This window comes from Nocardia sp. CA-135398 (genome assembly GCF_050955845.1).
GTDB lineage: Bacteria > Actinomycetota > Actinomycetes > Mycobacteriales > Mycobacteriaceae > Nocardia.
In genome coordinates, this window is record NZ_CP192084.1 from 8,346,639 (window position 1) to 8,372,178 (window position 25,540).

19 protein-coding genes and 1 pseudogene are annotated in these 25,540 nt (G+C 65.7%); 11 read left to right on the forward strand and 9 right to left on the reverse strand.

Annotated elements, in window-relative coordinates; all coding sequences use genetic code 11:
- Positions 1-9: 9 nt before the first annotated feature.
- The 4 genes from ACQP1T_RS37095 to ACQP1T_RS37110 all read left to right on the forward strand — a co-directional run bounded on the left by ACQP1T_RS37095 (position 10) and on the right by ACQP1T_RS37110 (position 5,027).
- Positions 10-1,134: a hypothetical protein gene (locus ACQP1T_RS37095; RefSeq protein ID WP_433757613.1), complete on the forward strand. Its 1,125-nt coding sequence runs from the start codon at positions 10-12 to the stop codon at positions 1,132-1,134.
- Between the two features lie 89 nt (positions 1,135-1,223).
- Complete coding sequence (locus tag ACQP1T_RS37100) at positions 1,224-2,588, forward strand: S1 family peptidase (protein WP_433757614.1); 1,365 nt, start codon at positions 1,224-1,226, stop codon at positions 2,586-2,588.
- A 214-nt stretch (positions 2,589-2,802) separates the two neighbouring features.
- Positions 2,803-4,005 carry a S1 family peptidase gene (locus tag ACQP1T_RS37105; protein WP_433757615.1) on the forward strand — a complete coding sequence of 401 codons (1,203 nt, stop codon included), beginning with the start codon at positions 2,803-2,805 and terminating at the stop codon, positions 4,003-4,005.
- A 137-nt stretch (positions 4,006-4,142) separates the two neighbouring features.
- Positions 4,143-5,027, forward strand: a complete 885-nt coding sequence (locus ACQP1T_RS37110; protein ID WP_433757616.1) for an NRDE family protein — start codon at positions 4,143-4,145, stop codon at positions 5,025-5,027.
- Positions 5,028-5,079: 52 nt separating this feature from the next.
- Here ACQP1T_RS37110 and ACQP1T_RS37115 read toward each other — a convergent pair whose 3' ends face one another.
- On the reverse strand, positions 5,080-5,835 hold the full coding sequence (locus tag ACQP1T_RS37115; protein ID WP_433757617.1) for a hypothetical protein: 756 nt from the start codon (positions 5,833-5,835) through the stop codon (positions 5,080-5,082).
- 465 nt (positions 5,836-6,300) lie between these two features.
- Here ACQP1T_RS37115 and ACQP1T_RS37120 point away from each other — a divergent pair, with 465 nt between their 5' ends.
- The 3 genes from ACQP1T_RS37120 (at position 6,301) to ACQP1T_RS37130 (ending at position 10,622) form a co-directional block, all read left to right on the forward strand.
- Positions 6,301-9,402 (forward strand): heterodisulfide reductase-related iron-sulfur binding cluster, encoded by a 3,102-nt coding sequence (locus ACQP1T_RS37120; protein WP_433757618.1) that lies wholly within the window; start codon positions 6,301-6,303, stop codon positions 9,400-9,402.
- Positions 9,403-9,531: 129 nt separating this feature from the next.
- Entirely contained in the window at positions 9,532-10,053 is a 522-nt protein-coding gene (locus ACQP1T_RS37125; RefSeq protein ID WP_433757619.1) for a helix-turn-helix domain-containing protein, read from the forward strand.
- Positions 10,053-10,622 (forward strand): PIN domain-containing protein, encoded by a 570-nt coding sequence (locus ACQP1T_RS37130; RefSeq protein WP_433757620.1) that lies wholly within the window; start codon positions 10,053-10,055, stop codon positions 10,620-10,622. The genes ACQP1T_RS37125 and ACQP1T_RS37130 overlap by 1 nt, the downstream gene beginning before the upstream one ends.
- A 2-nt stretch (positions 10,623-10,624) precedes the next feature.
- Here ACQP1T_RS37130 and ACQP1T_RS37135 read toward each other — a convergent pair whose 3' ends face one another.
- The 4 genes from ACQP1T_RS37135 to ACQP1T_RS37150 all read right to left on the reverse strand — a co-directional run bounded on the left by ACQP1T_RS37135 (position 10,625) and on the right by ACQP1T_RS37150 (position 14,664).
- Entirely contained in the window at positions 10,625-11,449 is an 825-nt protein-coding gene (locus tag ACQP1T_RS37135) for an enoyl-CoA hydratase-related protein (protein ID WP_433757621.1), read from the reverse strand.
- 171 nt (positions 11,450-11,620) lie between these two features.
- Positions 11,621-12,769, reverse strand: coding sequence for an acyl-CoA dehydrogenase family protein (locus tag ACQP1T_RS37140; protein WP_433757623.1), 1,149 nt, complete (start codon positions 12,767-12,769; stop codon positions 11,621-11,623).
- On the reverse strand, positions 12,769-13,998 hold the full coding sequence (locus ACQP1T_RS37145; protein WP_433757624.1) for an acyl-CoA dehydrogenase family protein: 1,230 nt from the start codon (positions 13,996-13,998) through the stop codon (positions 12,769-12,771). Before ACQP1T_RS37145 ends, ACQP1T_RS37140 begins: the two co-directional genes overlap by 1 nt.
- Positions 13,999-14,118: 120 nt before the next feature.
- A complete protein-coding gene (locus tag ACQP1T_RS37150; protein WP_433757625.1) occupies positions 14,119-14,664 on the reverse strand; it encodes a YdcF family protein in 546 nt (181 codons plus the stop codon).
- Positions 14,665-14,814: 150 nt separating this feature from the next.
- On the opposite strand from ACQP1T_RS37150, the gene ACQP1T_RS37155 reads away from it, so the two are divergent.
- Together ACQP1T_RS37155 and ACQP1T_RS37160 are read left to right on the forward strand one after the other, a co-directional pair.
- Positions 14,815-16,137, forward strand: a complete 1,323-nt coding sequence (locus ACQP1T_RS37155) for a UDP-glucose dehydrogenase family protein (protein ID WP_433757626.1) — start codon at positions 14,815-14,817, stop codon at positions 16,135-16,137.
- Positions 16,138-16,288: 151 nt separating this feature from the next.
- Positions 16,289-17,623: an Hsp70 family protein gene (locus ACQP1T_RS37160; protein ID WP_433757628.1), complete on the forward strand. Its 1,335-nt coding sequence runs from the start codon at positions 16,289-16,291 to the stop codon at positions 17,621-17,623.
- A 618-nt stretch (positions 17,624-18,241) separates the two neighbouring features.
- On the opposite strand, the pseudogene ACQP1T_RS37165 reads toward ACQP1T_RS37160, so the two are convergent.
- The 3 genes and pseudogenes from ACQP1T_RS37165 to ACQP1T_RS37175 all read right to left on the reverse strand — a co-directional run.
- A pseudogene (locus ACQP1T_RS37165) lies at positions 18,242-19,510 on the reverse strand (YibE/F family protein); the annotation flags it as partial.
- A gap of 408 nt (positions 19,511-19,918) precedes the next feature.
- Positions 19,919-21,175, reverse strand: a complete 1,257-nt coding sequence (locus tag ACQP1T_RS37170) for a pyridoxal phosphate-dependent aminotransferase (RefSeq protein ID WP_433762518.1) — start codon at positions 21,173-21,175, stop codon at positions 19,919-19,921.
- Between the two features lie 321 nt (positions 21,176-21,496).
- On the reverse strand, positions 21,497-22,837 hold the full coding sequence (locus ACQP1T_RS37175) for a helix-turn-helix domain-containing protein (RefSeq protein ID WP_433757629.1): 1,341 nt from the start codon (positions 22,835-22,837) through the stop codon (positions 21,497-21,499).
- 233 nt (positions 22,838-23,070) lie between these two features.
- On the opposite strand from ACQP1T_RS37175, the gene ACQP1T_RS37180 reads away from it, so the two are divergent.
- On the forward strand, positions 23,071-23,520 hold the full coding sequence (locus tag ACQP1T_RS37180) for a hypothetical protein (protein WP_433757630.1): 450 nt from the start codon (positions 23,071-23,073) through the stop codon (positions 23,518-23,520).
- 290 nt (positions 23,521-23,810) lie between these two features.
- On the opposite strand, the gene dcd is transcribed toward ACQP1T_RS37180, so the two are convergent.
- A complete protein-coding gene (gene dcd / locus ACQP1T_RS37185; protein WP_397030674.1) occupies positions 23,811-24,383 on the reverse strand; it encodes a dCTP deaminase in 573 nt (190 codons plus the stop codon).
- A gap of 107 nt (positions 24,384-24,490) precedes the next feature.
- On the opposite strand from dcd, the gene ACQP1T_RS37190 reads away from it, so the two are divergent.
- Positions 24,491-25,537, forward strand: coding sequence for an iron-containing redox enzyme family protein (locus ACQP1T_RS37190; protein WP_433757631.1), 1,047 nt, complete (start codon positions 24,491-24,493; stop codon positions 25,535-25,537).
- The last annotated feature ends 3 nt before the right edge of the window (positions 25,538-25,540 follow it).

The following is a 25,540-nucleotide window of genomic DNA, read 5'->3' on the forward strand; positions in this document are numbered from 1 at the left end:
GTATTGAGGATGGCCACTGGGGTGGGCCTGCGCATCGCCGAGGACAACTGCACAGCGGCCATCGTCACCGATAACGGCGAACCGACGTTCATCGTCCGCGAGTCGATCCTGCATATGTCCGACGACGGCGACACCGTCCTCGGCGGACCGGCCCCGGCCGGTCATTCGCATTCGATCGCCGGTTTCGCGTCCGCGGTCGGCGATCCGGCCGGTATCTCCGTCGACGACGGCGAGGCCTATCGGGCCGAGGATCTGGTCGCGACCGCACTGTTCTGCCTGATCAATCTGACCGCCGAACATCTCAACGGCGCCGCCGAGTTCTACGCGACCTATCCCGCGGGCTGGCCGTCGGAGTATGTGCTCTCGCTCCGCGACGCACTGGACTACCTTGGCCTGAAATCGGTACTGCTGGTCAGCGAGGGCGACCTGCCCGGCAGCGATACCGTCGCACCGGAAGTGTCCTACGCCTACGACGCCGCGCGCGCCGCGCTGGCCGCGGTGCTGGCGACCCCGGCGGGCGCGACCCCGCCGGATCCGAGCAATGCCGAGAATTCGACCGTGGTCACCGATGTCATCCCGGCGGTGCCGACGCCCGAGGTACAGCCGCAGGCCTATTCGGCGGCGATGCCGGTTGCCGCCCCGCTGGTCGCGGCGACCGCGATCGAGGAAACCACACCGCATCCGCCTCCGGCCCCGACCCCCAAGAAAGACCGCGGCACACCGCTGCTGATCGCGGTCGCGGTAGGCATCGGCCTGATACTCGGCGGCATCGGCATCGCCGTGCTGTTCCGTGATCCCGGCACGACCCCGGTGCCACCGGTGCGCGACGCCAAATCCGATCAGGTCTCGACGAGCCAGGCTCCGCAGCCGCCGGTGGATCTACCGACGGTGCCGGAAACCACGCCGCCGACCACCGAACCGCCCGTGGTCATCACCAGCAGCGAACCGGAGACCACCGAGCCGCCGACCACGACACCACCGACCACAACGCCGACCACAACGACACCGCCGACCACTACCCGGCCGGGCCGGACCACGACCACCCGTCCCGGCTTCCCCATGTTCACGCCCCCGACGTGGACGCAACTGCCGTGGCAGCAGCCTTTTCCGTACGAGATGGCACCTCCTCGTTGATTTCATAGCGACCTCCTCGGGTTTGTGCCTTAAAGTGATCGGCTGACCGGTGTAGTAGCTGGCACATCCCGTGCCGACGAAGGGACTTCATGCGCAAGTTGGTGGCGCGCAGCGCCGCGGTCAAGGCAGCCTCGATCGGATTCGCCGCGACCGTTTTCATCGCACCCCTGCTCGTCACCACCGCCGCTTCGGCCGAACCGCCAGCACCCGGGCAGCTCTCCGCCGACAACCTGCCGCCCGCACTCGTCGAGGCCATTTCCCGCGATCTGAAGATGACGCCCGCGGAGTATCTGGAACGCTCCGCCGAGGCCCAGCAGCTCAGCGAATACGCGGAGTCGTTCCGCAGCGAGCGACCCGACACCTACGCCGGAGCCTGGCTCGGCACCGACGGTAAGCCGGTCGTCGCGGTCACCTCGGTCGACGCCGCCAAGATCGCCGCCGCCGACGGCTACCAGACCCATCTGGCCCCGATCTCGGCGAACAGCCTGGAGAACTCGCTGATGCAGCTGAATCAGTGGATCAACACGCTGCCCAAGGAGATCTCCCAGTCGATCAACTCCGTCGCGGTCGACTTCCTCAACAGCCAGTTGGTGCTGTCGGTCGCCAATACGCCGGTCGGCCACGCGCTGAACCTGCCCACGCTGATCGCCAACGTCAAGGTCATCCTCTCGCCCAACAGCGGCGGCCCCATCGAGCGCCGTCCGATGGGCGGCGACACCTACATCACCGCGCCGACCTCGCTGAAGGACACCTCATTGCGCGGCGTCGATGTCTGCTCGTTCGGCTTCAACAGTGTGGATTCGGCGGGTAACGCGCTCAACATCAGCGCGGGCCACTGCGACCCGAACCTGGAAAAGGACGACCAGCACGCCGCGGTCTACCTGCCCAACATCAAAGACATCCCGAACAGCATCGAGCTCGGCAACTTCGTCAAGGCGCGCCTCGGCGGCCCGACCGCACTCGACTACTCCGTCATCAAGCTCAACGAGCGCTCGGTCAACGCGGGCATGGATCAGCCGTCGGTGCGCGGCGCCAATGGCACCACGTTGACCATCACCGGTACCGCCGAGCCGGTCACCGGCGCGCCGGTCTGCAAGTCGGGTCAGTCCTCCACCTTCACCTGCGGATTCGTGGTGGCCGATCGGGTCGAAACCCAGCTGTACACCGCCGAGGGTGTGAGCAAGACCGTGCGCGGTTTCGCCAGCTCGGCCTGCACGCTCGGCGGTGACAGCGGCGGCGCGATCGTCTCGGGCACGCTGGCTCTCGGCATCACCAGCGGTTCCAATGCCGCCGACGCGCCCGACTGCAACGAGGCCAATATCGCGCTCGCCCAGTACGGCGGCACCGCGACGCTCGGCATTCCGATCCGCTCGATCCTGGCCGATATCGACGCCTCCGCCGACGGCGGCGTCGGCTCCGGCATCGCATTGCGGACCCGTCCGAACGTCGGGTGAGAGGCCTTGTCGGACACCGTATTTCCGACAAACAGGCGGCCGCTCGACTAGTGGGCCGAACAACATCGCGAGATAAGTAGGCATAACCGGCCGGACACTTTAAGGTATGGGCATGCTCCTGCCACGTATAGGTCAGTTCCGATCAGCTGCCCGGGTTCGAAAATCAGTTATCGCCGCCTCGGCGGCGATTCTGCTGTTCGGTCCAACGGCGGCAGTGGCGAACGCACAACCGGACCAGCCGGCTCTGCCCGCCGATCTGATCGCCGCGGTCGCGCGCGATCTGAAGATCTCTCCCGAGGAGTACCTGCACCGCGCCGATCTGGCCCAGCAGGTCGCGGCCTTCGCCACCACGGCGCAGCGCCAGTTCCCGCAGGTCTTCGCGGGTTCGTGGCTCGATGACGGCGGCAAGGCGGTTGTGGCGCTCGCGCAGGGCCCCGGTGCCGATGAGGCTCGCCAGGCGGCCACGTCGGCCGGATTCGAGGTCCGCAATGTCGCCAAGAGCGAGTCGGCGCTGCGCGGTGAGAAGAGCGCGTTCGAGCGCTGGCTGGAGGGGCAGCCCGAGGCGGTCTCCGCGCTGGTGCGCGGGGTGGTGATCGATCCGGTCAACAACAGCATCGCGGTCCGGGTCGAGCAGGCGGGCCTGCCGATGCCGAACTTCGTCGATCCCTCGCGGGTCATCGTGACGGCCCCGCCGGTCGCCGGTGAGCAGCTGCAGACCACCCCGGTCGCGGGTGCGGCGCAGACCGGCCCGCTGGCCGGTGGCGACGGTTTCGCCTCGATCGCCGGGCGGACGTCGCTGCGCTGCTCGCTCGGCTTCAACGGCACCGACCGCAACGGCAACGTCGTGAATATCACTGCGGGCCACTGCAACCCGGACATCGGGTCGGCGGGCTCCGGAAATGCGGCCGGGGTCTACGAGCTGGCCGGTGATCGGCCGGGTGCGCAGGTGGGCACGTTCCAGAAGTCGGTGCTCGGCTCGCAGGACTACTCGATCATCCGGATCAACGATCAGGCCAAGGACCGGTTCAGCAACAACTTCGTGCGCCAGCCGGGTCAGCCGGTCGCGGTCGAGGGCGTCGCCGTTCCGGTGGTCGGTGCTCCGGTCTGCAAGTCCGGTGCGCGCACCGGCTTCAGCTGCGGCATCGTGAACGCCGTCGACCAGACCGTGCAGGTCGGCGACCGGGAACTCACCCAGGCCTTCTCCGCCAATATCTGCGCCCTGCCCGGTGACAGTGGCGGTGCGATCGTCACCGGCCGGATGGCACTGGGCATCTCCAGCGCGTCCTCGGTGGCCGACTTCCCGATCTGCGAGATCCCGAATCTGATCGGTGCACTCACCGGCAATGCGCCCCAGCTGTTCGCGCAGCCGGTGAGCGTCGTGCTTTCGGACAATCCCGGTCTGAAGGTCAACGACTAGCAGAACCCGCGAAAGGCCGACAGCGGCGACGCTGTCGGCCTTTTTGCTGTCATTGGGGGCGATCCACCGAACTTGCGTCGCCCGGGAGCGGGTAAATGCCCTGTGGGGCCCGGCGACCTTCCGGCATCCTGGAGTGCATGTGTTTGGTGTTGATCGGTTGGCGGGTCCATCCGGAGTATCGGTTGATCGTCGCGGCCAATCGCGACGAGTTCTACTCCCGCCCGACCGAGTCGATGCGATGGTGGTCCGAGGTACCCGGCCTACTTGCCGGGCGCGATCTCGGAGCGCTGCGCAAGGTCGCGGGCGATCCGCCGGGCACCTGGCTCGGGTTGACACGGGAAGACAAGGGCCGCAATCGATTCGCCACCGTGACCAACGTCCGCAATCCGGAAGACGAACGCGGCGACGCACGTTCACGCGGGGCGCTGCTGATGGATTTTCTGCGCGACACCCGGCCGACCCGTGAACTACCTACCCCGGAAAAGTACCTGCTCGATGTCGCCGCCGCCCCCGACGACTACAACGGCTACAACGTGCTGGTCTCGGATCTCGAATCGCTGTGGTGGCATTCCAACCGCAGCGCGCTTCCCCCTCAGGAGTTGACGCCGGGCTTCCACGGCGTATCCAACGGCATGTTCATCACCTCGGCCGCACCGGGCCCGGCGGCGGCATTCGAAGCGCCCCAACCCATTTGGCCGAAGGTGCGCGGTGGTCTCACCGACCTGCGCGCGGTGGTCGAATCGGATCCCGGCAATGTGGCGCGCTACTTCGAGGTGCTGGCCGATCGCACCGAGGCGCCCGACGATCTGTTGCCGCACACCGGCGTTCCGCTGCGGCGTGAGCGCACGCTCTCGGCCAGATTCATCGCCAACGCGCTGCACGGGACCAGGGCGAGCACGGTCCTGCTGGTGCGCGAGGACGGTTCGTTCGAGATGGCCGAGCGTTCCTTCGGACGATTCGGAAGGCACAAGGGCGAGGAAACCTTCAGCGGCAGTTTGGATCTGCGCGAACACCAGGCCTGAAACACAACCGGCCCGCTCCTGACGGGAGCGGGCCGGTCGAGTTCGATCTAGATCAGTTCGGCTGCTGGGCAGGCACCGGCTGCTGAGCCGACGCGGGCTGCTGGGCCGGTACCGACTTGTCGGCGAACTTGGTGGTGCCGGGCGCCGCCTGCAGGGTGTTGAGCAGGTCGATACCCGCGAGGGTCAGGATCGGACCACCGACGGCGAGGGTGCCGAGGATGCCACCGATACCCGCGCCCGCGATCGCGGCCGGAATGCAGCCGACACCGAGCAGTGGCAGGCCGAGGATGCAGCCGATGACACCACCGGCGACGACACCGATGGCGGTCCCGACGAAGCCGCCGACGGCCGTGGCGATGCCGAACTGAGTGGAGAACTCGTTCATGGCCCGCTGGTCTTCATCCGGGGAGGCGATCGGCTTGGCGACGGCGTTGACCGTATTCACCTTTTGCTCAAGCTTGACGCTCTGATCAGGGGTCAGTTCGAGGACTTTGCCATCCTCTTTGACAACCGGCTTGACGTCGACCGGGGTCTGGTCGACATTGACGTCGAGCGGTACCGATACGACGGCGTTACCGAGCTCGTCCTTGACCGTGTAGAGGTCCGGTTCCTTCAATTCCTCGTCGGACTTCGTCAGCTCGAAGGTTCCCCCCTTGAGGGTCGCGACGACCGTCTTGTCCACGAGCTTGACGGAGTAGCTGATCGGTTGAGCGGCCGCGGGGGCGGGCTCGGCATGAGCAACTCCGAATCCGATGGTCATCGCGCCGATGACCATCGTGGCAGCCGCGGTGGTGCTGCGGAGATTCATTCAGTTTCCAATCCATCATCAGGGTTGTCCGCGCGCCGCTTCCGTACACGCGAGAGCGCTCATCAACCCGAGGCGGTCGGACCCCGGATTCTCCCCGAGCAGTGTGAAAGACAGGCACATCAAACAGAACGTGGTGAGCGTAATCGAACCGACATGAAGATGCGAGATCGACTATTCCCACTGTGATCTCGGCGTGACATAAGCCTGTCCTTACCGCCGATCGGGCACCGAGCATTGTTTACGGTGGTTGTCGCCCCGAACAGCAGCGGGATCGGACGATCTTCGTGAAATCCATCACAGGCGGAAAACGCGTCAAGCCCCAGAAAGAAGGGGCAGCAGCAACCGGCGATCGTACGATAGACAAGTAAGTTACCGGTGAGTAACTTACTTGCAGTTAGGATACGAGCCAACCGGGTGGCGAGATCGCCGCCCACGCTCGTGTTGCCTCTAAAGAAAGGTCGCGACATGAATGCCCTGACATTGACGCTGGGCACGATTGGTGTGGCGTTCAGCCTGTTGGGTTGGGCATCATTCGTCGGTGGCGTCGGCAAAATGACCCGCGCGATCATGATCGGCCAACCCGCGCCGGATCGTTGGCGACCATTCTTCCCGCGCTTCAAGACGATGGTCGTCGAATTCCTCGCCCACACCCGGATGAACAAATTCCGCACGGTGGGCTGGGCGCACTGGCTGGTGATGATCGGCTTCCTCGGCGGTTTCATCCTGTACTTCGAGGCGTACGGGCAGACCTTCGATCCCGAATTCCACTGGCCGATCATCGGCGGCTGGGGCATCTACCACCTGTGGGACGAACTGCTCGGTATCGGCACCGTGATCGGCATCCTGGTGCTGATCGCCATTCGCCAGCTCAACCACCCGCGGGTGCCCGCGCGACTGTCGCGCTTCAGCGGTTCCCGGTTCGCTCCGGCCTATGTCATCGAGGCGATCGTCTTCATCGAGGGCATCGGCATGGTCATGGTGAAGGCGGGCAAGATCGCCACCTACGGCCACTCCGAGGCGTGGACCGACTTCTTCACCATGCAGGTGGCCAAGCTGCTGCCCTCCAGCGTGGCGATGGTCGCCATCTTCGCGTTCATCAAGATGGTTTCGGGCAGCACCTTCCTGCTGCTGGTCGGTCGCAATATCAACTGGGGTGTGGCCTGGCACCGGTTCGCGGCCTTCTTCAATATCTACTTCAAGCGTGAGGACGACGGCGGCGTCGCACTGGGCGCCGCGAAGCCGATGATGTCCAAGGGCAAGCCGGTCGATATGGAGACCGCCGACCCGGATGTCGACACCTTCGGCGCGGGCCGGGTCGAGGACTTCTCCTGGAAGGGCTGGCTGGACTTCACCACCTGCACCGAATGCGGTCGCTGCCAGTCGCAGTGCCCGGCCTGGAATACCGGTAAGCCGTTGTCGCCCAAGCTGCTGATCATGTCGCTGCGCGACCACGGCGTCGCCAAGGCGCCGTACCTACTGGCCGGTGGCCGCAAGGATATGGGCGGCGACGAGGTCGGCTTGGTCGACGGCGACGGCAAGCCCGATGAGGCGAAGCTGGCCAAGATCTCCGAGCTGGCCAAGGCCGAGGCGGAGCGTCCGCTGGTCGGCGGCGAGGATGTCAACGGCATCATCGACCCAGAGGTGCTGTGGAGCTGCACCACCTGTGGTGCGTGTGTCGAGCAGTGCCCGGTCGATATCGAGCATGTCGATCACATCATCGATATGCGCCGCTACCAGGTGCTGATCGAGTCGGAGTTCCCCTCCGAGCTGGCCGGGCTGTTCAAGAACCTGGAGAACAAGGGCAATCCGTGGGGCCAGAACGCCAAGGACCGGCTGAACTGGATCAACGAACTCGACTTCCAGATCCCGGTATTCGGCCAGGATGCGGACTCCTTCGACGGGTACGAGTACCTGTTCTGGGTCGGCTGTGCGGGTGCGTACGAGGATCGCGCCAAGCGCACCACCAAGGCCGTCGCGGAGCTGCTGGCCACCGCGGGCGTGAAGTTCATGGTGCTCGGCGCCGACGAGACCTGCACCGGTGACTCCGCGCGCCGGGCCGGTAACGAATTCCTGTTCCAGCAGCTCGCGCAGCAGAACATCGAACTGCTGAACTCGGTGTTCGAGGGTGTCGAGCAGTCACGCAAGAAGATCGTCGTCACCTGTGCGCACTGCTTCAACGCGCTGAACAATGAATACCCGCAGGTCGGCGGCACCTACGAGGTGGTGCACCACACTCAGCTGTTGAACCGGCTGGTGCGCACCAAGCAGCTGATCCCGGTTGCCTCGGTATCGCAGAACGTCACCTACCACGACCCGTGCTACCTGGGCCGACACAACAAGGTCTACAACGCACCGCGTGAGCTGATGGAGGCCTCCGGCTCCACCCTCGTCGAAATGCCCCGGCACGGCGAACGTTCCATGTGCTGTGGCGCCGGTGGCGCGCGGATGTGGATGGAAGAACAGCTCGGCAAGCGGATCAATATCGATCGCGTCGACGAGGCGCTGTCCACCTTGAACGGTGGCAACGAACCGTCCAAGATCGCGACCGGCTGCCCGTTCTGCCGCGTCATGCTCACCGACGGTGTCACCGCGCGCAAGGACGGCGGCGAGGTCGGCCAGGGCGTCGAGGTCGTGGATGTCGCGCAGTTGATGCTCGACGCCATCGACCGGGTCGACCCGTCCGAGCTCACCGAGAACCTGACCGTGGTGCAGGAACCGAAGCAGGCCCCCGAGCCGGAACCGGTTGCCGCCGAACCCGAACCGGCCCCCGCCGTCGAAGCGCCCGCCGAACCGAAGGCGGCTCCGACCGGTGGCGGTCTGGCGATGAAGGGCGGCAAGGCGCCCGGTGGTCTGGGTATGAAGGGTGCCGCCAAGGCGCCCGGTGGGCTCGGTATGAAGGGTGCCGCGAAGGCACCCGGGACCAAGGCGACGCCGGCTCCTGCCGAGGACACCGCGGCCGAGGCGACCGCCGCTCCGGCCGCGCCCGTCAAGGGTCTCGCGATGAAGGGTCCAGCGAAGGCACCGGGTAAGGGCCTCGGCATGAAGGGCGGCGCGAAAGCGCCCGGAGCCAAGGCGACTCCGTCCGCCGAAGCGGCTGCCGAAGCGGCTCCGGCTGCCGAGGCACCGGCCGCGCCGCCGGTCAAGGGTCTGGCAATGAAGGGTCCGGCGAAGGCGCCGGGCAAGGGCCTCGCCATGAAGGGCGCGGCAAAGGCGCCCGGCGCCAAGGCACCGGAAGCCTCGGCCCCCGCCGAAGCCACCGCGGCAACGGAAACCCCTGCCCCCGAATCGGTTTCGACCCCGACCGAAACCAAGCCGTCCATCCCCGCCAAGGGCTTGGCCATGAAGTCCGGCTTCAAACGCCCCGGCCCGAAGGCCCCCGGCACGGCCACCCCGGCATCGTCGGCCCCCGCCGAACCGGCCTCCCCCACCCAGGAGGCCGCGACGGAACCCGCCGCCGAACCGGACGAGCCCAACGGCAACGGCGCCCCCGCCGTGACACCCCCACCCGCCAAGCCCGGCGGCCTCGGCTTCAAATCCGGCGCCAAGGCCCCCGGCCGCAAGAACTGACCGCCGCCCACAACTGAACACTCGACCCGGGTTCGTTTCGAACCCGGGTCGAGCTTTATCCACAGGCACGCTCGGGTCTGTACGAATGTTTCGAAACCTATTACGATTTGTTCGAAGGAGGTGGCCGCGATGACGTCACATGCCTTGGTCCAGCAGACCTACCTACCCGAACCATCCGAAGAACTCGCGCCGGTCGTCAGCTTCCTGGCCGCCCACGAATCGCGGCGAGGTGAATCCGTCCGGCCGCGATACCTTTTGGTCGGCGCGGACGAGCACGATCAAGTGGAGGTGCCGTATTCGGTACACCGCGTTCTAGTGCAGGTCGTCGCGGCGCTTCGCGAGGGCAAGGCGGTCACCGTTGCCCCGCAGAGCATGTCCATGACGACTCAACAGGCGGCGGATCTGTTGGGCGTCAGCCGCCCGACCGTCGTCCGGCTGATCGATGCAAACGAGATTCCCTCCGAACGCACGGGCTCGCGCCGACGGGTACTGCTCGCCGATGTCCTCGCGTATCGAGACGAACGTCGACGCAAGCAGTACGAAGCGCTCGCTGCCACCGCAGTCGATCTCGAGGACGAAGACGATCCGGAGGCGGTCTTGGCCCAACTACGCGAAATCCGCAAGGAGGTAGCGAAACGACGGCTTAGCTGATGTTCGCCGCCCTGCTCGATACCTGTGTCCTGTGGCCGAGCCTGCAGCGCGACTTTCTACTGTCACTGGCAGTGGAAAACCTCTATCGACCGCTCTGGAGTGGCGCGATCCTGGCCGAGCTCGAAGTGCATGAGGCACGCAAACTCGTTCGTCGCGGCGAGCTCATCGAGTCTGCACAAGCACGCGCAGGCAGATTGGTCTCCGTCATGAGCGATGCGTTCGACGACGCCCTCGTGTGCGGTTGGGAACCCTTGGCGGGTTCGTTCGGTCTGCCTGACCCGGACGATGAACATGTGGTCGCCGCCGCGGTTATCGGTGGGGCCGGAGCGATCGTCACCGAGAACCGCCGGCACTTTCCCGCCGAACACTTACCAACCGGGCTTCAGGTCGTCGGCGCTGCCGAATTCGCCGCCAACACATGCGCTGTCGATCCGCCCCGCGCTGTGGCGGCCGTTGCCCAACTTTCGCTTCGACATCGCAATCCGCCACGATCGGTCGACGAAGTGCTCCATGTTCTCGCCACGCGCTACAAGATGCATGAGGCGGTCGAGCTGATGTTCAATGCCTGAGGCTAAGACAACCAATCGCCCAGGGCGGGGAGTTCGGTGGCTACTTTTCCGGTGAAGGTGGGTTGGCGTTTTTGGAGGAAGGCGAGGATTCCCTCGCGGAGGTCGGGGCTGGAGAAGGCGTAGGAGATGAGGCGGGCGTCGAGGGTGAAGGCGTCTTCTGGGGTTTTGTCGCCGGACATGGCTACCAAGCCGCGGCGGATGGCGGCGATCGAGACGGGGGCCACCTCGGTGGCCAGTTCGGTGGCGAGGGCATGGGCGGCGGGGAGTAGGTCTTCGGGGGCATGCAGGCTGGTGACCAGTCCTGCGGCCAAGGCCTCGTCGGCGCCGAAGACGCGGCCGGTGATCATCCATTCCTTGGCCTTGGCCAGGCCGACAATGCGCGGAAGGAACCATAGCGAGCCGCCCTCGGGAAAGAGGCCGCGGCGGGCGAAGACGAAGCCGAAGCGGGAATCGGTTGCGGCCAAGCGGAAGTCGGCGGCGAGTGTCATGGACAGGCCGACACCGACGGCAGCGCCCTGCATGGCGACGATGACGGGTTTATCGAGATCGGTCATCGGCCGGACCACGCGCGTGGACCATTCGACCCAGTCAGGCGCGGTGACATCCTCGTCGGAGCCGCCAGCCGTGAGATCCATGCCGACGCAGAAATCCGTTCCCGCCGCGGCGAATACGACAACGCGCACCGCATCGTCGTTATCGGCGGCGATGAAGGCGGCGCCGAGTTCATCGGCCATTTCGGTGGTAAAACCGTTGCGCGCCTCCGGTCGGTTCAGCGTAATCGTGGCGATCGCATCCGCAACGCGGTAAGTAATAGTTCTATAGGACAATTCGGCTCCTGACTACGGTTCAGCGCGGATCTCGATCGGCGGACGCAGAACGGGCAGCCCGGCCAAACGCTCTGCGACCCGATCTGCATATGTCGAGGAACCAGCGGTGCGCGAGATCGATCACATCCGCACGCGCCGGCTTCGATACGACCGCTGCCCCGTCGGACACGGCTACGGCCTCGTCAGCGCCACATAGCGAGCGAGATGCTGGTCACTGGAACCGAATTCGTATTCGATCGCGGTCAGGCGCTTGAAGTAGTGGCCGATCGCGAGCTCTTCGGTCATGCCCATCGCACCGTGCAGTTGCACGGCATTCTGGCCGACGAACCGCGCGGCCCGGCCGATGGTGACCTTCGCGGCCGAGACCGCACGCGCCCGGTCCGCCGCTGCCGCACCCAAGGAGTAGACAGCCAGATATACCGCGGCAATGGCCTGCTCGAGCTCGATGAACATATCGACCATCCGATGCTGGAGTACCTGGAAGCTGCCGATCGGCTGACCGAACTGCTGCCGCTGTTTGGCGTATTCGACGGTGTCCGCCAATACCTTTCGCATGCAGCCGACCGCCTCGGACGAGATCGCGGCGATCGCCTCGTCGGCCGTGGCATCGATCGCATCCCAAGCCGCGCCCTGGGCCCCGAGCAGCGCATCGGCTGGCAACCGGAATCCGTTGAAGGTGATATCGGAGCCGACCCGGTCGTCGATCGTCCGGTATGAATGCACCTCGACCCCGGCGGGCGGGTTGGCGGCATCGAATTCGCCGAGGAACAGCGAGATCCCATCCTTATCGCGCCGATCACCGGCGGTGCGCGCGGTGATGAGCAGATGTGTCGCCAGCGGCGCACTGGTCACGACGGTCTTGACGCCATCGAGCACCCACGCATCACCATCGCGACGCGCGGTGGTCGATACATCGTGCAGCGTCTGCCCCGAGTTCGGCTCCAGCGCCGCGAACGCGGTCCGCGCCGCACCGGAAACGATGTGGCGCAGCACCGAATCCGCGAGCTCGCCACCGGCGCGATTCAGCAGACCGGCGCCGACCACCACCGTGTCGACATACGGCTCGACGACCAGCGCACGGCCGAGTTCCTCGGTGATGATCATCATCTCGACCGGGCCACCGCCCATACCATCGACCCGCTCGGGCAGGGTGGCCCCGAGGATGTCCAGCTCCTCGGCGAATCCGCGCCACACGCCCGGCTGCCAACCGGCAGCGGATTTCGCCGCGCCCCGGCTTTTGTCCAATTCGTAACGGGCGCCGAGGAATCCGGCCACCGCGTCGCGGAGCAGTTCCTGCTCATCGGTGAAGGTGAAGTCCATCAGAGCCCCAATGCTGCCTTGGCGAGGATATTTCGCTGAATTTCGTTGCTGCCCGCATAGATCGAGCCCGCCCGGTCGTTGAAATAGCGCAGCGGCGCGACGGCCTGCCAGTCCGCACCGCTGCGATAACCGTCGGCGGGCGGGGTGAATTCGGCAATCGGCCCGCCCGGCGCGGTGGCATGTGGCTGATAAACGCGTCCGCGCGGACCGGCCGCCTCCAGCGCCAATTCGGTGAGCGTCTGACTCAATTCGGTGGCCAGGATCTTGAGCATCGAGGATGCCGGGCCCGGATTCTTGCCGTGTGCCATCGCCGAAAGCGTGCGGTACTCCAGGATTTCCAGCACCTCGGTACGAATTCGAGCCTCCGCGAGCTTCGCCGCGAATGCCGCGTCATCGATCAGCGGATTGCCGTCGGGTCCGGTCTGCCCGGCCGCCGCGGTGGCCACATCCTGGGCCATGACCTGCAGCATCGGCGCGGCCGCACCGCCGCGCTCGTGTACGAGCAGATATTTCGCCACGGTCCAGCCGTCATCGATGCGACCGAGCACATTGGCCTTCGGCACCCGGACGTTATCGAAGAAGACCTGGTTCTGCACCTGTTCGCCGGAGGTCATCACCAGCGGGCGGATCTCGATGCCCGGCGTGGTCATATCGATCAGCAGGAAGGTGATGCCCTGCTGCTTCTTACCCTCGCGCGAGGTCCGGACCAGGCAGAAGATCCAATTCGCCTCGGTGGCGTGGGTGGTCCAGATCTTGCTGCCGGTGCAGACGAAATCGGTGCCGTCATCGACGGCGGCCATGCTCAGCGCGGCCAGGTCCGAACCGGCCTCCGGTTCCGAATAGCCCTGGCAGAAGAAGATTTCCCCGGTCAGGATGCGCGGCAGATAGAAGGCTTTCTGCTCCGGCGTACCGAATGCGACGATCGCGGGCGCGACCATCCGAATGCCCATCGGCGAGAGCGAAGGCGCACCGGCCAGCGTCGACTCGCGATTGAAAATGTAGTGCTGGGTGAGGCTCCAATCGCAGCCGCCGTGCTCCACCGGCCAGGCCGGTGCCGCCCAGCCGCGCTCGTGCAGGATGTGCTGCCACCGCATGCTCGCCTCGTGGTCCGGGTACACGCTCGTCGCCAAGCGCCCGGCCCGCCGCAAATCCGGCGTCAGCTTCTCGTCCAGAAATGCGCGAACCTCATCGCGAAAGGCCAGATCGGCCGCCGACCAGTCGTAATCCATCTGCCCTCCCGAAGGGGATCTGCGTCATTGCATCGGGTCGTCCTGCGGCCCCATGAGACGCAATGTACGTCCGTCCCACCTGGAAAATCAAACTGAGGCCACCTGCCCGCACTTGCGGGCCTAGCAGTCTTCGAAGACGGCCTTGACGTATCCGGCGGACTGGTAGACGTAGTCGTAGGTCCACCTGGCGACCGAAAGACGGGGCCGCGGATCCACCATCAGCACCTCGCCGTCCCAGCATTTCCCGAGGACGTAGCGGGCCCGCGAAATATGCGGCGTGAAGGTGATGACGATGACGCGACGCCAGCCCTCCGACGCGGCGAGTTCGGCGAGTTCCCGCCCCTCGCCGCGCGTGGTGCGCGGCGAGGGATCGAAGCAGGTGACCTGAAATGTATAGCGGCTGTGGCAGATTCGATTCACCAGCGCGCTGTTTTCATATGGGTCGGAGAACAGCACCCTTGGTGCGTAACCCTCGCTGGCCAGCCGCAGTCCCAGCTTCTCGCGCCCATCGTGCGCGCCGCCGAGCACGAGAATCGCATCGGCTTTCGCGGGCGCGTCCACCCGCGGCCGGACGTAAACCGGCCACAGGCACGCGACCGACACCACCACCGCAACGCCGAGTACCCCCCAGGCGCTGCGGGCCCGGATGCTGCGCTGGCGTCGCACGAGATCGATCGTAACCGGGCCGTCACAGGATGAGTTTGCGCAGGTCAGCATGGCTATCCGCAATTCATGTCGCCACATGTACATCTGCTGTTGCCGAGACCCTTGCCTCGCTGACGTGGGGTGGCCATCGGCGGGACCTATCAATCGATCATGCGATGCACAGTCTTCGGAACCGGGTACCTCGGGGCCACGCACGCGGCGTGCATGGCCGAACTCGGACACGATGTGATCGGCGTGGATATCGATCCGGGCAAGGTCGCGAAGCTGTCCGATGGCGTGGTGCCGTTCTACGAACCCGGGCTCGAGGAGGTGCTGCGCAGGAACCTGGACGCCGGTCGGCTGCGCTTCACCACCTCGTACGCGGAGGCGGCCGACCATGCCCAGGTGCATTTCCTCGGTGTCGGCACACCACAGAAGAAGGGCGAATACGCCGCGGACCTGAAATACGTGCACGCCGTGGTGGATACGCTCGCACCGCTGCTGGAGCGGCCTTCGGTGATCGTCGGAAAGTCGACGGTGCCGGTCGGGACCGCCGCGGCACTGGGTGCGCGTGCCCGCGCGCTCACCGATGCCGAGGTCGAGGTGGCCTGGAATCCGGAGTTCCTGCGTGAGGGTTTCGCGGTGAAGGACACGCTGCGCCCGGATCGACTCGTGCTCGGCGTGGACCGCGAACGCGAAAGCGCGGCCTGGGTCGAAGAACTGGTGCGCGAGATCTACGCGGACCTGATCGCGGCCGAGGTGCCGTTCCTGCTGACCGACTTGGCCACCGCCGAATTGGTCAAGGTCTCCGCGAATGCCTTTCTCGCGACGAAGATTTCCTTCATCAACGCGGTCTCCGAGGTCTGCGAGGCGACCGGCGCCGATGTGACCATGCTGGCCGACGCACTCGGCTACGACGCCCGCATCGGTCGCCGATTCCTCAATGCCGGACTGGGTTTCGGCGGCGGCTGCCTACCCAAGGACATCCGCGCGTTCATGGCGCGCTCGGGCGAACTCGGCGCCGATCACGCGGTGGCCTTCTTGCGCGAGGTCGACAACATCAATATGCGCCGTCGCACCAAGATGGTCGATATGGCCGCGCGGGCCTGCGGCGGATCGCTGCTCGGCGCCAATGTGGCGGTGCTCGGTGCGGCCTTCAAACCCGAATCCGACGATGTGCGTGACTCACCCGCGCTGAATGTGGCCGGGATGATCCAGCTGCACGGCGCGGTGGTGACGGTGTACGACCCGAAGGCGGCGGAGAATTCGCGACGGGTCTTCCCCACCCTGAATTACGCGACCTCGGTGACCGAGGCCTGCGATCGCGCCGATGTGGTGCTGGTGCTGACCGAGTGGGACGAATTCGTCGCATTGCGTCCGCAAGACCTCGATCCGGTGGTTCGCAAACGGTCGATCATCGACGGCCGGAACTGTCTCAATCGTGCCACCTGGAGAGACGCCGGATGGGTGTACGCCGGACTCGGCACACCGTAGAGTTGCCTCCGACGCGGGGGCGACGCCGAGACGATCAGGTCCTGCCTTCGGGTCTGTCGGACGTCGACGGTAGGGTCCCGGGAGCGGGCCGATCCACCGGCGGGCGGCGCAGGCTCGCATGTCGTGATGTGTGAAACGGGATGGGCAGCTGATGAGTTCGGTTCTGGGAGTTTCGGTGGGGGCCGGCGCCGTCCGAATGGCGCGACCACACACCGCGAGCCCCCACGGCCCCATCGCCCCGCATTCCTTCGATTTGCAGACCATTCCGGTTGTCGAGCACCAGGTGGAGGAACTGGCCGCCGAGGCGATCGGCGTGACGCTGGAATCCATGCCCGGCATCGCGGCCACCGCCATCGCCTACCGCAGTGAGCAGCACGCCAAGGCGCTGCGCGCGGCCATGGCGCGTCAGCAGCTCACCAATTACGAACTGGTTCCCGAAATCATCGCCGCGGTCGAATTCGCGCAGGCCACCGGGGATATCCGCGGCATCTCCTCACTCGTGGTCTACGACCTCGGCAGCTCCGGACTCACGGTCAGCGTCGTCGACACCCAGACCCGTGAGATCCGCCACAGCGAACGAACCAGCGATATCAGTGGCGACTATCTGGATTCGCTGATCCGCGAACAGCAGATCGCCTCGGGCCGGATCGCACATCCGCCGGATTCGGCGGGGCTGGCCGCCCTGGACGCCCTGTGCCGCGAGGCCAAAGAGCAATTGTCCTCGAATACCGCGGTGGCCCTGCCCAGCGAACAAGGGCTGGTGCTGCTGGCCCAGGAGAATTTCGAGGCCCTGATCATGCTGGCGATCGAATCGTCGGCGCGGATGGCGCGCGATGTCATCGTGCGCTCGGATCGTCCGGTGCACGGTGTGCTCGCGATCGGCGGTTGCGCGCGAATTCCGTTGATCGCCAAGGTCCTCGAACGCTGGATGGGTGTGCCGGTCATCGTTCCGGACAGCCCGGAGACGGTGGTCACGCGCGGTGCCGCGCTGATGGCGCGTCCGGTGCGCACGGTCGTTCAGACCCCGCAGCGGCACGCGCCCGCGGCGGATCCGCTGCTCGATGACGATGAGCTCGCACCCGCCTGGCTATCCGCACCGCCCAAGCGGCGCCGCGGCAAGCGGGAGATCAATGGTGCGGTGCTGACCGTCAGCGCCCTGGCTGTCGTCGCGGCGATCGGACTCGGACTCGGTTACGGTCCACAGGTTCTCACGCGCGATTCGCAGAGCAGTGACCGCCCGACCTCGGTCTCCCCGACCAGCCCGCCGCGCACCACCACCCTGGATCCGCAGATCGCCGTCGCCCCCGCCAGCACCACCGAGTCCAGCGAGTCGGTGGCCGCACCGCCGCCCGCGCGCCGCACCACCACGTCCGAGGCCCCACCCACACCCGGCCCGAATACCATTGTCGTACCAGGCCTACCGCCGATCGTGGTGCCGACAATTCCGCCCGAGGTCTTCCCCTTCCCGCCGCCCGGACCGCGCTGAGCTGGTTACCTGCCACTGCCCAGGTAGCAGGTGATGTGGCAGCCGGTTGCACAATCTTTGTGCCGAGCTCATACCCAGTACCGGGGGTGCACTTTTCGCACGGGTGTGTGATAGCAAGTGCCGCATCCAGATTGCTTGCCGCGCGATCCGCCTCCAGCAGCTCGCCGAGCGTAGTGATATGGCGGTCGACTTCGGCGTGGGCGACCACCATTCGACTACGTTCGACGGAACCCGGGCCGAGCAGCGATACGGCAGAAGCTATCTGGACATGGCAACAGCTGAACCCTGCGGCAGTTATCGAGGGCCGGGAGCCTCGTCGTCCCACGTGCTCTCGTATCCGCGAGGATCCGGGCGGCGGTAGCCGCGGGGGTCGGTCTCGTAATCGGATTCGTACTCCTGTGGATCGGCGCCGCGGTAGCCGCGATTACGGTCGTATGCACGGGGATTCGAGGCTCGATCGTCCCAGCTGACCTGGCGGTGCGAGCCGGTGCCCGCCGCGTTGTCCCGGGATTGATCCGACACCCGTCCGCGTCCGGTATCTCTCGTATCGGTGGCCACCGTGCGGCTGGACCGCTTGGCCGGACCGCTGCCGCGCCTGGCCGCTCCGGAGGACTCGGACTTCGCATGACGCGAGTGCCGGGCCGGGGCCGCGGGTTCGGGCTTGTGGCCGAAGGGGCGGGCGAGCAGGACGGCGATGGCGGTGGTCAACGGGACCGAAAGGGCCAGCGCGATACCGCCGACGGAGGAGCGAGCGATTTCGATGGCGACCGCGTCACCGGTCAGCACGTCCCGGATGGAGCGGCCCGCGACGCTGAACAGCAGCAGCAATGGCAGCGCGCCACCGGCATAGGCCAGCACCAGGGTGTAGACCGTGCTCGCGATGTGGTCCCGGCCGACGCGCATGGCGGCGGCGAAAACCTCGCGGCGCGAAGCGGCTTCGTCGATGGCGGCGAGTTCGAAGGCTGCCGAGGCCTGGGTGATGGTGACGTCGTTGAGCACACCGAGCGAACCGATGATGAAGCCCGCCAGCAGCAGACCGGTAATGCTGACGTGCTGAATGTAGGTGGCGACGTTGGTGTTCTGTTCCTCGGACAGCCCGGTCAGATGGGTGATCTCGATGGCGATCCAGGACAGCACCGCCGCGACGATCATCGAGGTCAGCGTGCCGAGCAGGGCCGAGCTGGTGCGCAGATTCACCCCGTGCGCGAGATACAGCACGGCATACAGGATCATCGCACCCGCGACCAGCGCGACCGGAATAGCGGGCTTACCGTCCAACAGCGCGGGCAGCATGAACAGCACGAGCACCGCGAAGGCGAAGATCAGCCCGAGCAGTGCCCGCAACCCGCGCCAGCGCGCCACCACGATCACCACGACGACGAAGGCCAGCACGATCAGGGTCAACGGCAGCCCACGCGAATAGTCCTCGAACGAATACAGCGGCATCCCGGTCGGATCGGTCTGCCGCACGATCCGGATGTGATCACCGGCGCGCAGATCGGGTTGGCCTGGGCCGGGCGCGATTTCGAACAGGGTGTGATTGCCCTTGTGCGGACCCGAATCGATGCTGATCAGACTGCGCTGACAGGTATATCCGGCGGCACGCGGTTGCTCGGGCTTATCGATGAATACCTTGCCGATCGAACTGCTGCCGCAGGCGCCGAGGTCCTGCATCACCACGGTTCCGGCCTCGGTCTGCACCGCGCCACCACCCGCGTTCTGCATCGGCAGCGGAATATCGATGTGCTGACTGCTCGGCCACAGCACGATGGCGGCGATCACGACCACGACACCGATCGCGGCGAGCAGCCCGACGACGACTCGGGCCGCGGTCGCGCCGATCGCGATGGGGCCGGAATGGTCGTGGTGATGGTGATGATCACTCATGGCTCACCGGACTCCTACCTTTTCGTCTGTAGTCCAGGGTGCGAGCTTAAAGGATTTCATTTTCAAGATCGGATTCACGGACCGACAGCGACCGACGAGGAGTCGGGAAAGCTTCCGAATGGAAAATCGGGAGGGGGCGGCGGAGAGCAGGGGGATGTCTCCGCCGCCCGCAGGTCGGCGCCCAGGGGGGTAGGCAGCCTAACCCGAGGTCAGGTTGTCCAGGGGGGGTAGACAACTTGACCGGGCACTCGAAGTGCCAAGAGACACTGTACACAAAAAGTCTTGTTTAGCGCTAGCTAGTAACTAAAACTCTTGAATATCCGTACGCAGGGTATGTTTCGGCCCCAGAAGCAGGGCGATCCGGTAGCCCAGCGCACGCTGGCGAGGGAGATCGGACCGCCCAGCCCGCTACTGCCGGTAACTCGACAAGAAGTTCCCGAAGCGCTCGATGGCCACCGCGAGATCCCGTGCCCACGGCAGCGTGACGATCCGCAGATGATCATGATTCGGCCAATTGAACCCGGTGCCCTGCACCATCAAGATCTTCTCCTGCAGCAGCAGATCCAGGATCAGCTTCGAATCATCGTGGATTTCGTAGACGTTCGGATCCAACTTCGGGAACGCGTAGAGCGCGCCCTTCGGCTTCACACAGGAAACGCCCGGGATCATATTCAGCCGCTCCCACGCCACATCGCGCTGCTCGAGTAGTCGCCCGCCGGGCAGGATCAGATCCTCGATGCTCTGATGCCCGCCCAAAGCCACCTGAATCGCATGCTGCGCAGGCACATTCGGGCAAAGCCTGGTCGAGGCGAGCAGATCGATGCCCTCGAGGAAACCAGCCGCATGCTCCTTGGGTCCGGTGATCGCCAACCAGCCGGAGCGATAGCCCGCGACCCGGTAGGCCTTGGAGAGTCCGTTGAAGGTCAGGCAGAGCAGATCGGGCGCGAGCGTCGCCAGCGAAATGTGCTTGGCATCGTCATAGAGGATCTTGTCGTAGATCTCATCGGCGAGCAGCAGCAGCTGATGCTTGCGCGCGAGGTCGACCAGCTGCTGCAGCACCTCGGTGGAGTACACCGCGCCGGTCGGGTTGTTCGGATTGATGACCAGCAGCGCCTTGGTCTTGGCGGTGATCTTCGATTCGATATCGGCGATATCGGGCTGCCAGCCGTTGGATTCGTCACACAGGTAGTGCACCGGGGTGCCCCCGGCCAGGCTGGTCATGGCGGTCCACAGCGGATAGTCGGGGGCCGGGATCAGCACCTCGTCACCATTGTCGAGCAGCGCCTGCATCGTGATGGTGATCAGCTCGGAGACGCCGTTGCCCAGGTAGACGTCGTCGACATCGAGTTCGGGAAAGCCGGGAACCAGCTCATACCGGGTCACGATGGCGCGCCGAGCCGACAGGATGCCCTTGGATTCGGAATAGCCCTGGGCATACGGCAGCGCGGCGATGATGTCACGCATGATCACATCGGGCGCCTCGAATCCGAACGGCGCGGGGTTGCCGATATTCAGCTTGAGGATGCGATGCCCCTCCGCCTCCAGCCGTGCCGCATGCGCGCCCACCGGTCCACGAATTTCGTAGAGGACGTTCTGCAGCTTCGTGGATTGCTCCAGCACGCGCGGCGGATGGTGCGGTAGATGGCTAGGACTCACCCTGCCTATGGTGCCATCTGTATTTTTGGCCGCGTGGCCGCGGCGTGTTCGCGGCCCCCCGGTGTCTCGCGTCCGAGCCGTCGAGACTCGCGCCTGCGGCGCATGCGCTTCGACGGCTCGGACGCGAGACGGGCCGCGAACGGGTCGCTCGTAAGACTCGCTCCGTGGTGGTCGGTGATGGCGGAGCGTTCGGCACATGTTGCACGCGTTCTGGTGGTCGAGTGCTGGGTCTGCGGCATGCGCTCGGACGAGACGGGTCGCTCGTAAGACTCGCTCCGTGGTGGTCGACGGTGCTTGCAGCCGCAGTTTGATCCAGTGCGCTCCGCCGAATCAAGACGACGAGTTGCCCGGCGGGATGCCCTTGGCCGCAGTGGATCCGCAGAACTCCTCGATTTTCTCATCGAGTAACCGCGCCTCGACAGCGTCGCGGAACTGCGGTCCGGCGATCCGCCGCCGCAGCCCGATGAGCCGTTCCTCCAGTTGGGCGATGCGCTTGTCCTCGGCGAGGCCGAGCACCGGAAGCAGGGCGGCGGACGCACCGTCCAGACTGCCGTTGATCAGATGCGCCGCGGCGCTGTCGACCCGGGCCATCGCCTCCGTGCCGTAGGAGCGTCGCTCGGACGGCCCGTTCGCGTACAGCTCGATGGCCTGTTGGGTCGCGGCCAACGCGGGTTCGGCCTGACCGAGATGGATATAGGTCGCACCCGCGTAGTAATGGGCCTTGGCCTCGTTGAAGCCGAAGACGCCGCCGACCTCGTCGTGCAGTGAGTCGGTATCGGCCGCCTCGCGGGCATCGTCGGCGGCCCGAATGCAGCGATCGGCGTCGGCGTCACTGCCCAACCGGGACCAGATCCTGGCCTCGATATTCAGTAGTCGAACCTTGGCCGTGGCCGATTCGGCGAACTCCTGCCCGCTCTGCGCCAGCAGCACTCCCCGGCGCGGCCGATCGGACCAGTATTCGATCAGCGCGTGCATGCCGCGGGTCCAGGCGCGCAACCCGTTGTGACCACACAATTCCGAATAGGCCCAGGCCGCTCTGATCTGCTCGCCGGCGGCATCGAGATAGCCGAGGTCGGTGCTCGCGTTGGCGAGCAATCCCGACAGTGTGCCCGCCAGCAGATACAGATGGCTGGTATCGGCGGGGCGCTGATGCCCCTCCAACAGCCGGTAGACCCGGCGTCGCACTCGCAGCATCTCCACCATCATCGGCACCGGCGGAATGTGCACATATTCATTCGCGATCCGCGTGACATCAGCATCGAGCTGTTCCAAGGTGGTGGCACCCACATTGGTGCTCTCGGCCCGGCCGGCGTGCTCGCTCGCCTCGTGGGCAGCCGCCATAATCAGATCCCTCTCCGAAATCGCCTCTAACGCATCACCTCTCATCGCACCGGCGTCTATGAGAGCCAAAAGGTCCGCGTCACTGGAATAGTTGGCGCGGGCCGAGGCATCGACCCGCCTGTCGAATCCGGGCGCGGTCGGTCGATCGAATACGGGCTGATCGATCATGGCCGCGAACCGTGCCCGCACAACCTCGTCGGACCTTGCCAGGGAGGTATCGAGGGCCGCTTGATTGACCGGACGCGGATGGACCCGCGCGCCGCCGGCCTCCCACTTCGATACCAGCCGCTCGTGCACTCCCAGATGTGCCGCGAACTCCCGGATACTCATCCGCCTGGCATCGCGAAGGGCGCGGGCCTCCTTACCTGACCACTGCCGGACCACGATGGCATCCCTTCCGAACGAACTCCTTCTCAGAGTACGAGCGGTTTGTGAGTGCGGCCACAGGTAAAAGCATTCCGCTATCAGAGGCAGCGGAAAGGCAGTGGAAGGCGGGCGGGTGGGCAATTCCCGAATCGCCGTCCGGCACAGGACCCTTGGACCGAGGAGGCAAGGAGTTGGCCGTGAATGTGGAGAAACTCAGAACAGTCGACGATTGGGTGGCCTATTACCGGCACGAGTTCGGATTGCCGGTCACCGAACGTGGCGGGTTCGTGATGCTGCCCATCACCGGCCGGGTCTGCGTTGTCCATCTGCCGACGACTCGGGCCGAAAAGGTCAGGGCCGCAATGGAACAGCAGGGGACGAGGGGCCCCATGCTGGCCAGGCAGATCCGCTGGAGCTTCCTCGCCGAGCCGGACAGTCGGCCGGGCGCACAGGTATTGGAGGTGCTGAACCGTCTCGATATAGGCATTCCGGCCATCGGCAGTGCCGTGATGTTGCCGACCGGACTCGGACGGTGGACCCGGGAAGGGTGCTTCTGGGTCAGCCCACCGAGTCGCGGCGACACGCTCCCACCGTTATCCGTCGTCATCACGACGGCACTCGCGGTGGGGGCGGGTGGCGGGGACTGAATGCGTCGTCGGTCCCCGCCGCCGCTCGGCGCCGGGCCTGCCGAGTCCGCCCCTCTATTGGCAGTCGACAGGGGCGGGCTCGGTCGGGTGTGTTTCGAGCCGGTTCCATGCCGGCGAATGGCAGCGAAAGGGCACCGGAGTTGCATACCGGAGCCGAAACCCGTACGTAGGCGCACGATTCGAGCGAGACGAGGAAGATCGTTCGGGTCGGCGCCGACGTACGGGTACCTGCCGCTGGGTCGCGACTACTTCCGGACCCTGAAACCCGCACCGCCACCGGGCAAATCGACCTAGGTGGGCAGCGGGAAGTTCAAGTAGGACCGCGAGGGGGTCGGCCCGCGCTGGCCCTGGTACTTCGAGCCCGCGCTGGTACTGCCGTAGGGGTTCTCGGCCGGACTGGTCAGGCGCAACAGGCACAGCTGACCGATCTTCATACCCGGCCACAGGGTGATCGGCAGATTCGCCACATTCGACAGTTCCAGTGTGATGTGGCCGCTGAAGCCGGGATCGATGAAACCCGCCGTCGAATGGGTCAGCAGGCCGAGCCGTCCGAGACTGGACTTGCCTTCCAGTCGACCGGCCAGATCGTCCGGCAGCGTGCAGACCTCCAGCGTGGAGCCGAGCACGAATTCGCCGGGATGCAGTACGAAGGGCTCACCCTCGTCGGGCTCGACCAGGCTGGTCAGCTCATCCTGACGTTGCGCTGGATCGATATGGGTGTAGCGGGAGTTGTCGAATACCCGGAACAGCCCATCGAGCCGCACATCGATACTCGACGGCTGGATCAGGTTTTCCAGCAGCGGCTCGACGCCGAGACGCCCAGCGGCGATCTCCGCACGGATGTCACGATCGGAAAGCAGCACGCCGACGAGCGTAGCGCCTGCTCGCTACCGGTCCTCAGCCGCCATTCGCGCGCGAGTTCGGCCGCAGGCGCGGCGATAGATTCGCCGAGGTCGGGTATTGCGCAACCATGACAGTGGTCGACACTTCCGCGCCCGTGCTGCCTCGACCGCGCGGGGAACTCTCGGCGGGGATCATCGAGGCGTTGCGCGGCGATATCGGTCATTCCGTTCCGCCGGTGATCGATGCGGATCCGTACGGCGAAGATCTGCAACTGGCTCTGCAGTTGTGTTACGAGCTGCACTACCAGGGCTTCGACGGGGTCGATCCGGGGTGGGAGTGGAATCCGCGGTTATTGGAATTGCGGGCCGGATGTGAAAAACAGTTCCTCGACGCGCTGCTGCGGGATGTGCCGGGCGGCACCGACTTGGACGCCGAGCTGGCTCAGTTGGTCACCGAGCCCACCGAGCCGACGGGCATCGGAGCGCACCTGCGGGAGGCCGGTGAATGGTGGCAGATGCGTGAGTATTTCGTGCATCGATCGATCTACCACCACAAGGAGGCCGATCCATATGCGTGGGTGATCCCCAGGCTGCGCGGTCAGGCCAAGGCATCGCTGGTCGCGGTGGAGTTCGACGAATTCGGCGGCGGGCGCGGCGAGCGCGTGCACGCACAGCTCTACGCGGACCTGATGGCCGCGGCCGGGCTGGAGTCCGGCTATCTATACTACCTCGATGTGGTCCCCGCGCCGATGCTGGCGGTGGTCAACATGATGTCGCTATTCGGCCTGCACCGGCACTTGCGCGGTGCGCTGGTCGGGCACTTCGCAACCGTTGAGACAACATCGTCGCCGGGCGCGGCACGGATGGTCGAGGCCCTGCGCAGACTCGAATCGGCCCCGGCGTGTGTGCGGTTCTACACCGAGCATGTGGAGGCTGACGCGGTCCACGAACAGGTCATGCGACGCGATGTGATCGGCGACCTGATCGGCCGCGAACCCGAGCTGACCTCATCGATCGTCCTCGGCATCCAGGTCACCAACCTGCTCGAAGATCGCTTCGCCGATCATGTTCTCGCCCAGAACTGGGCACACGGGCGCAGTTCGCTGCATAGTCCCGGACTCATCGAGCCCGATCCGATACCAGCCGATCTGATTGCCGAGCACCGTTCGGGTTAATCG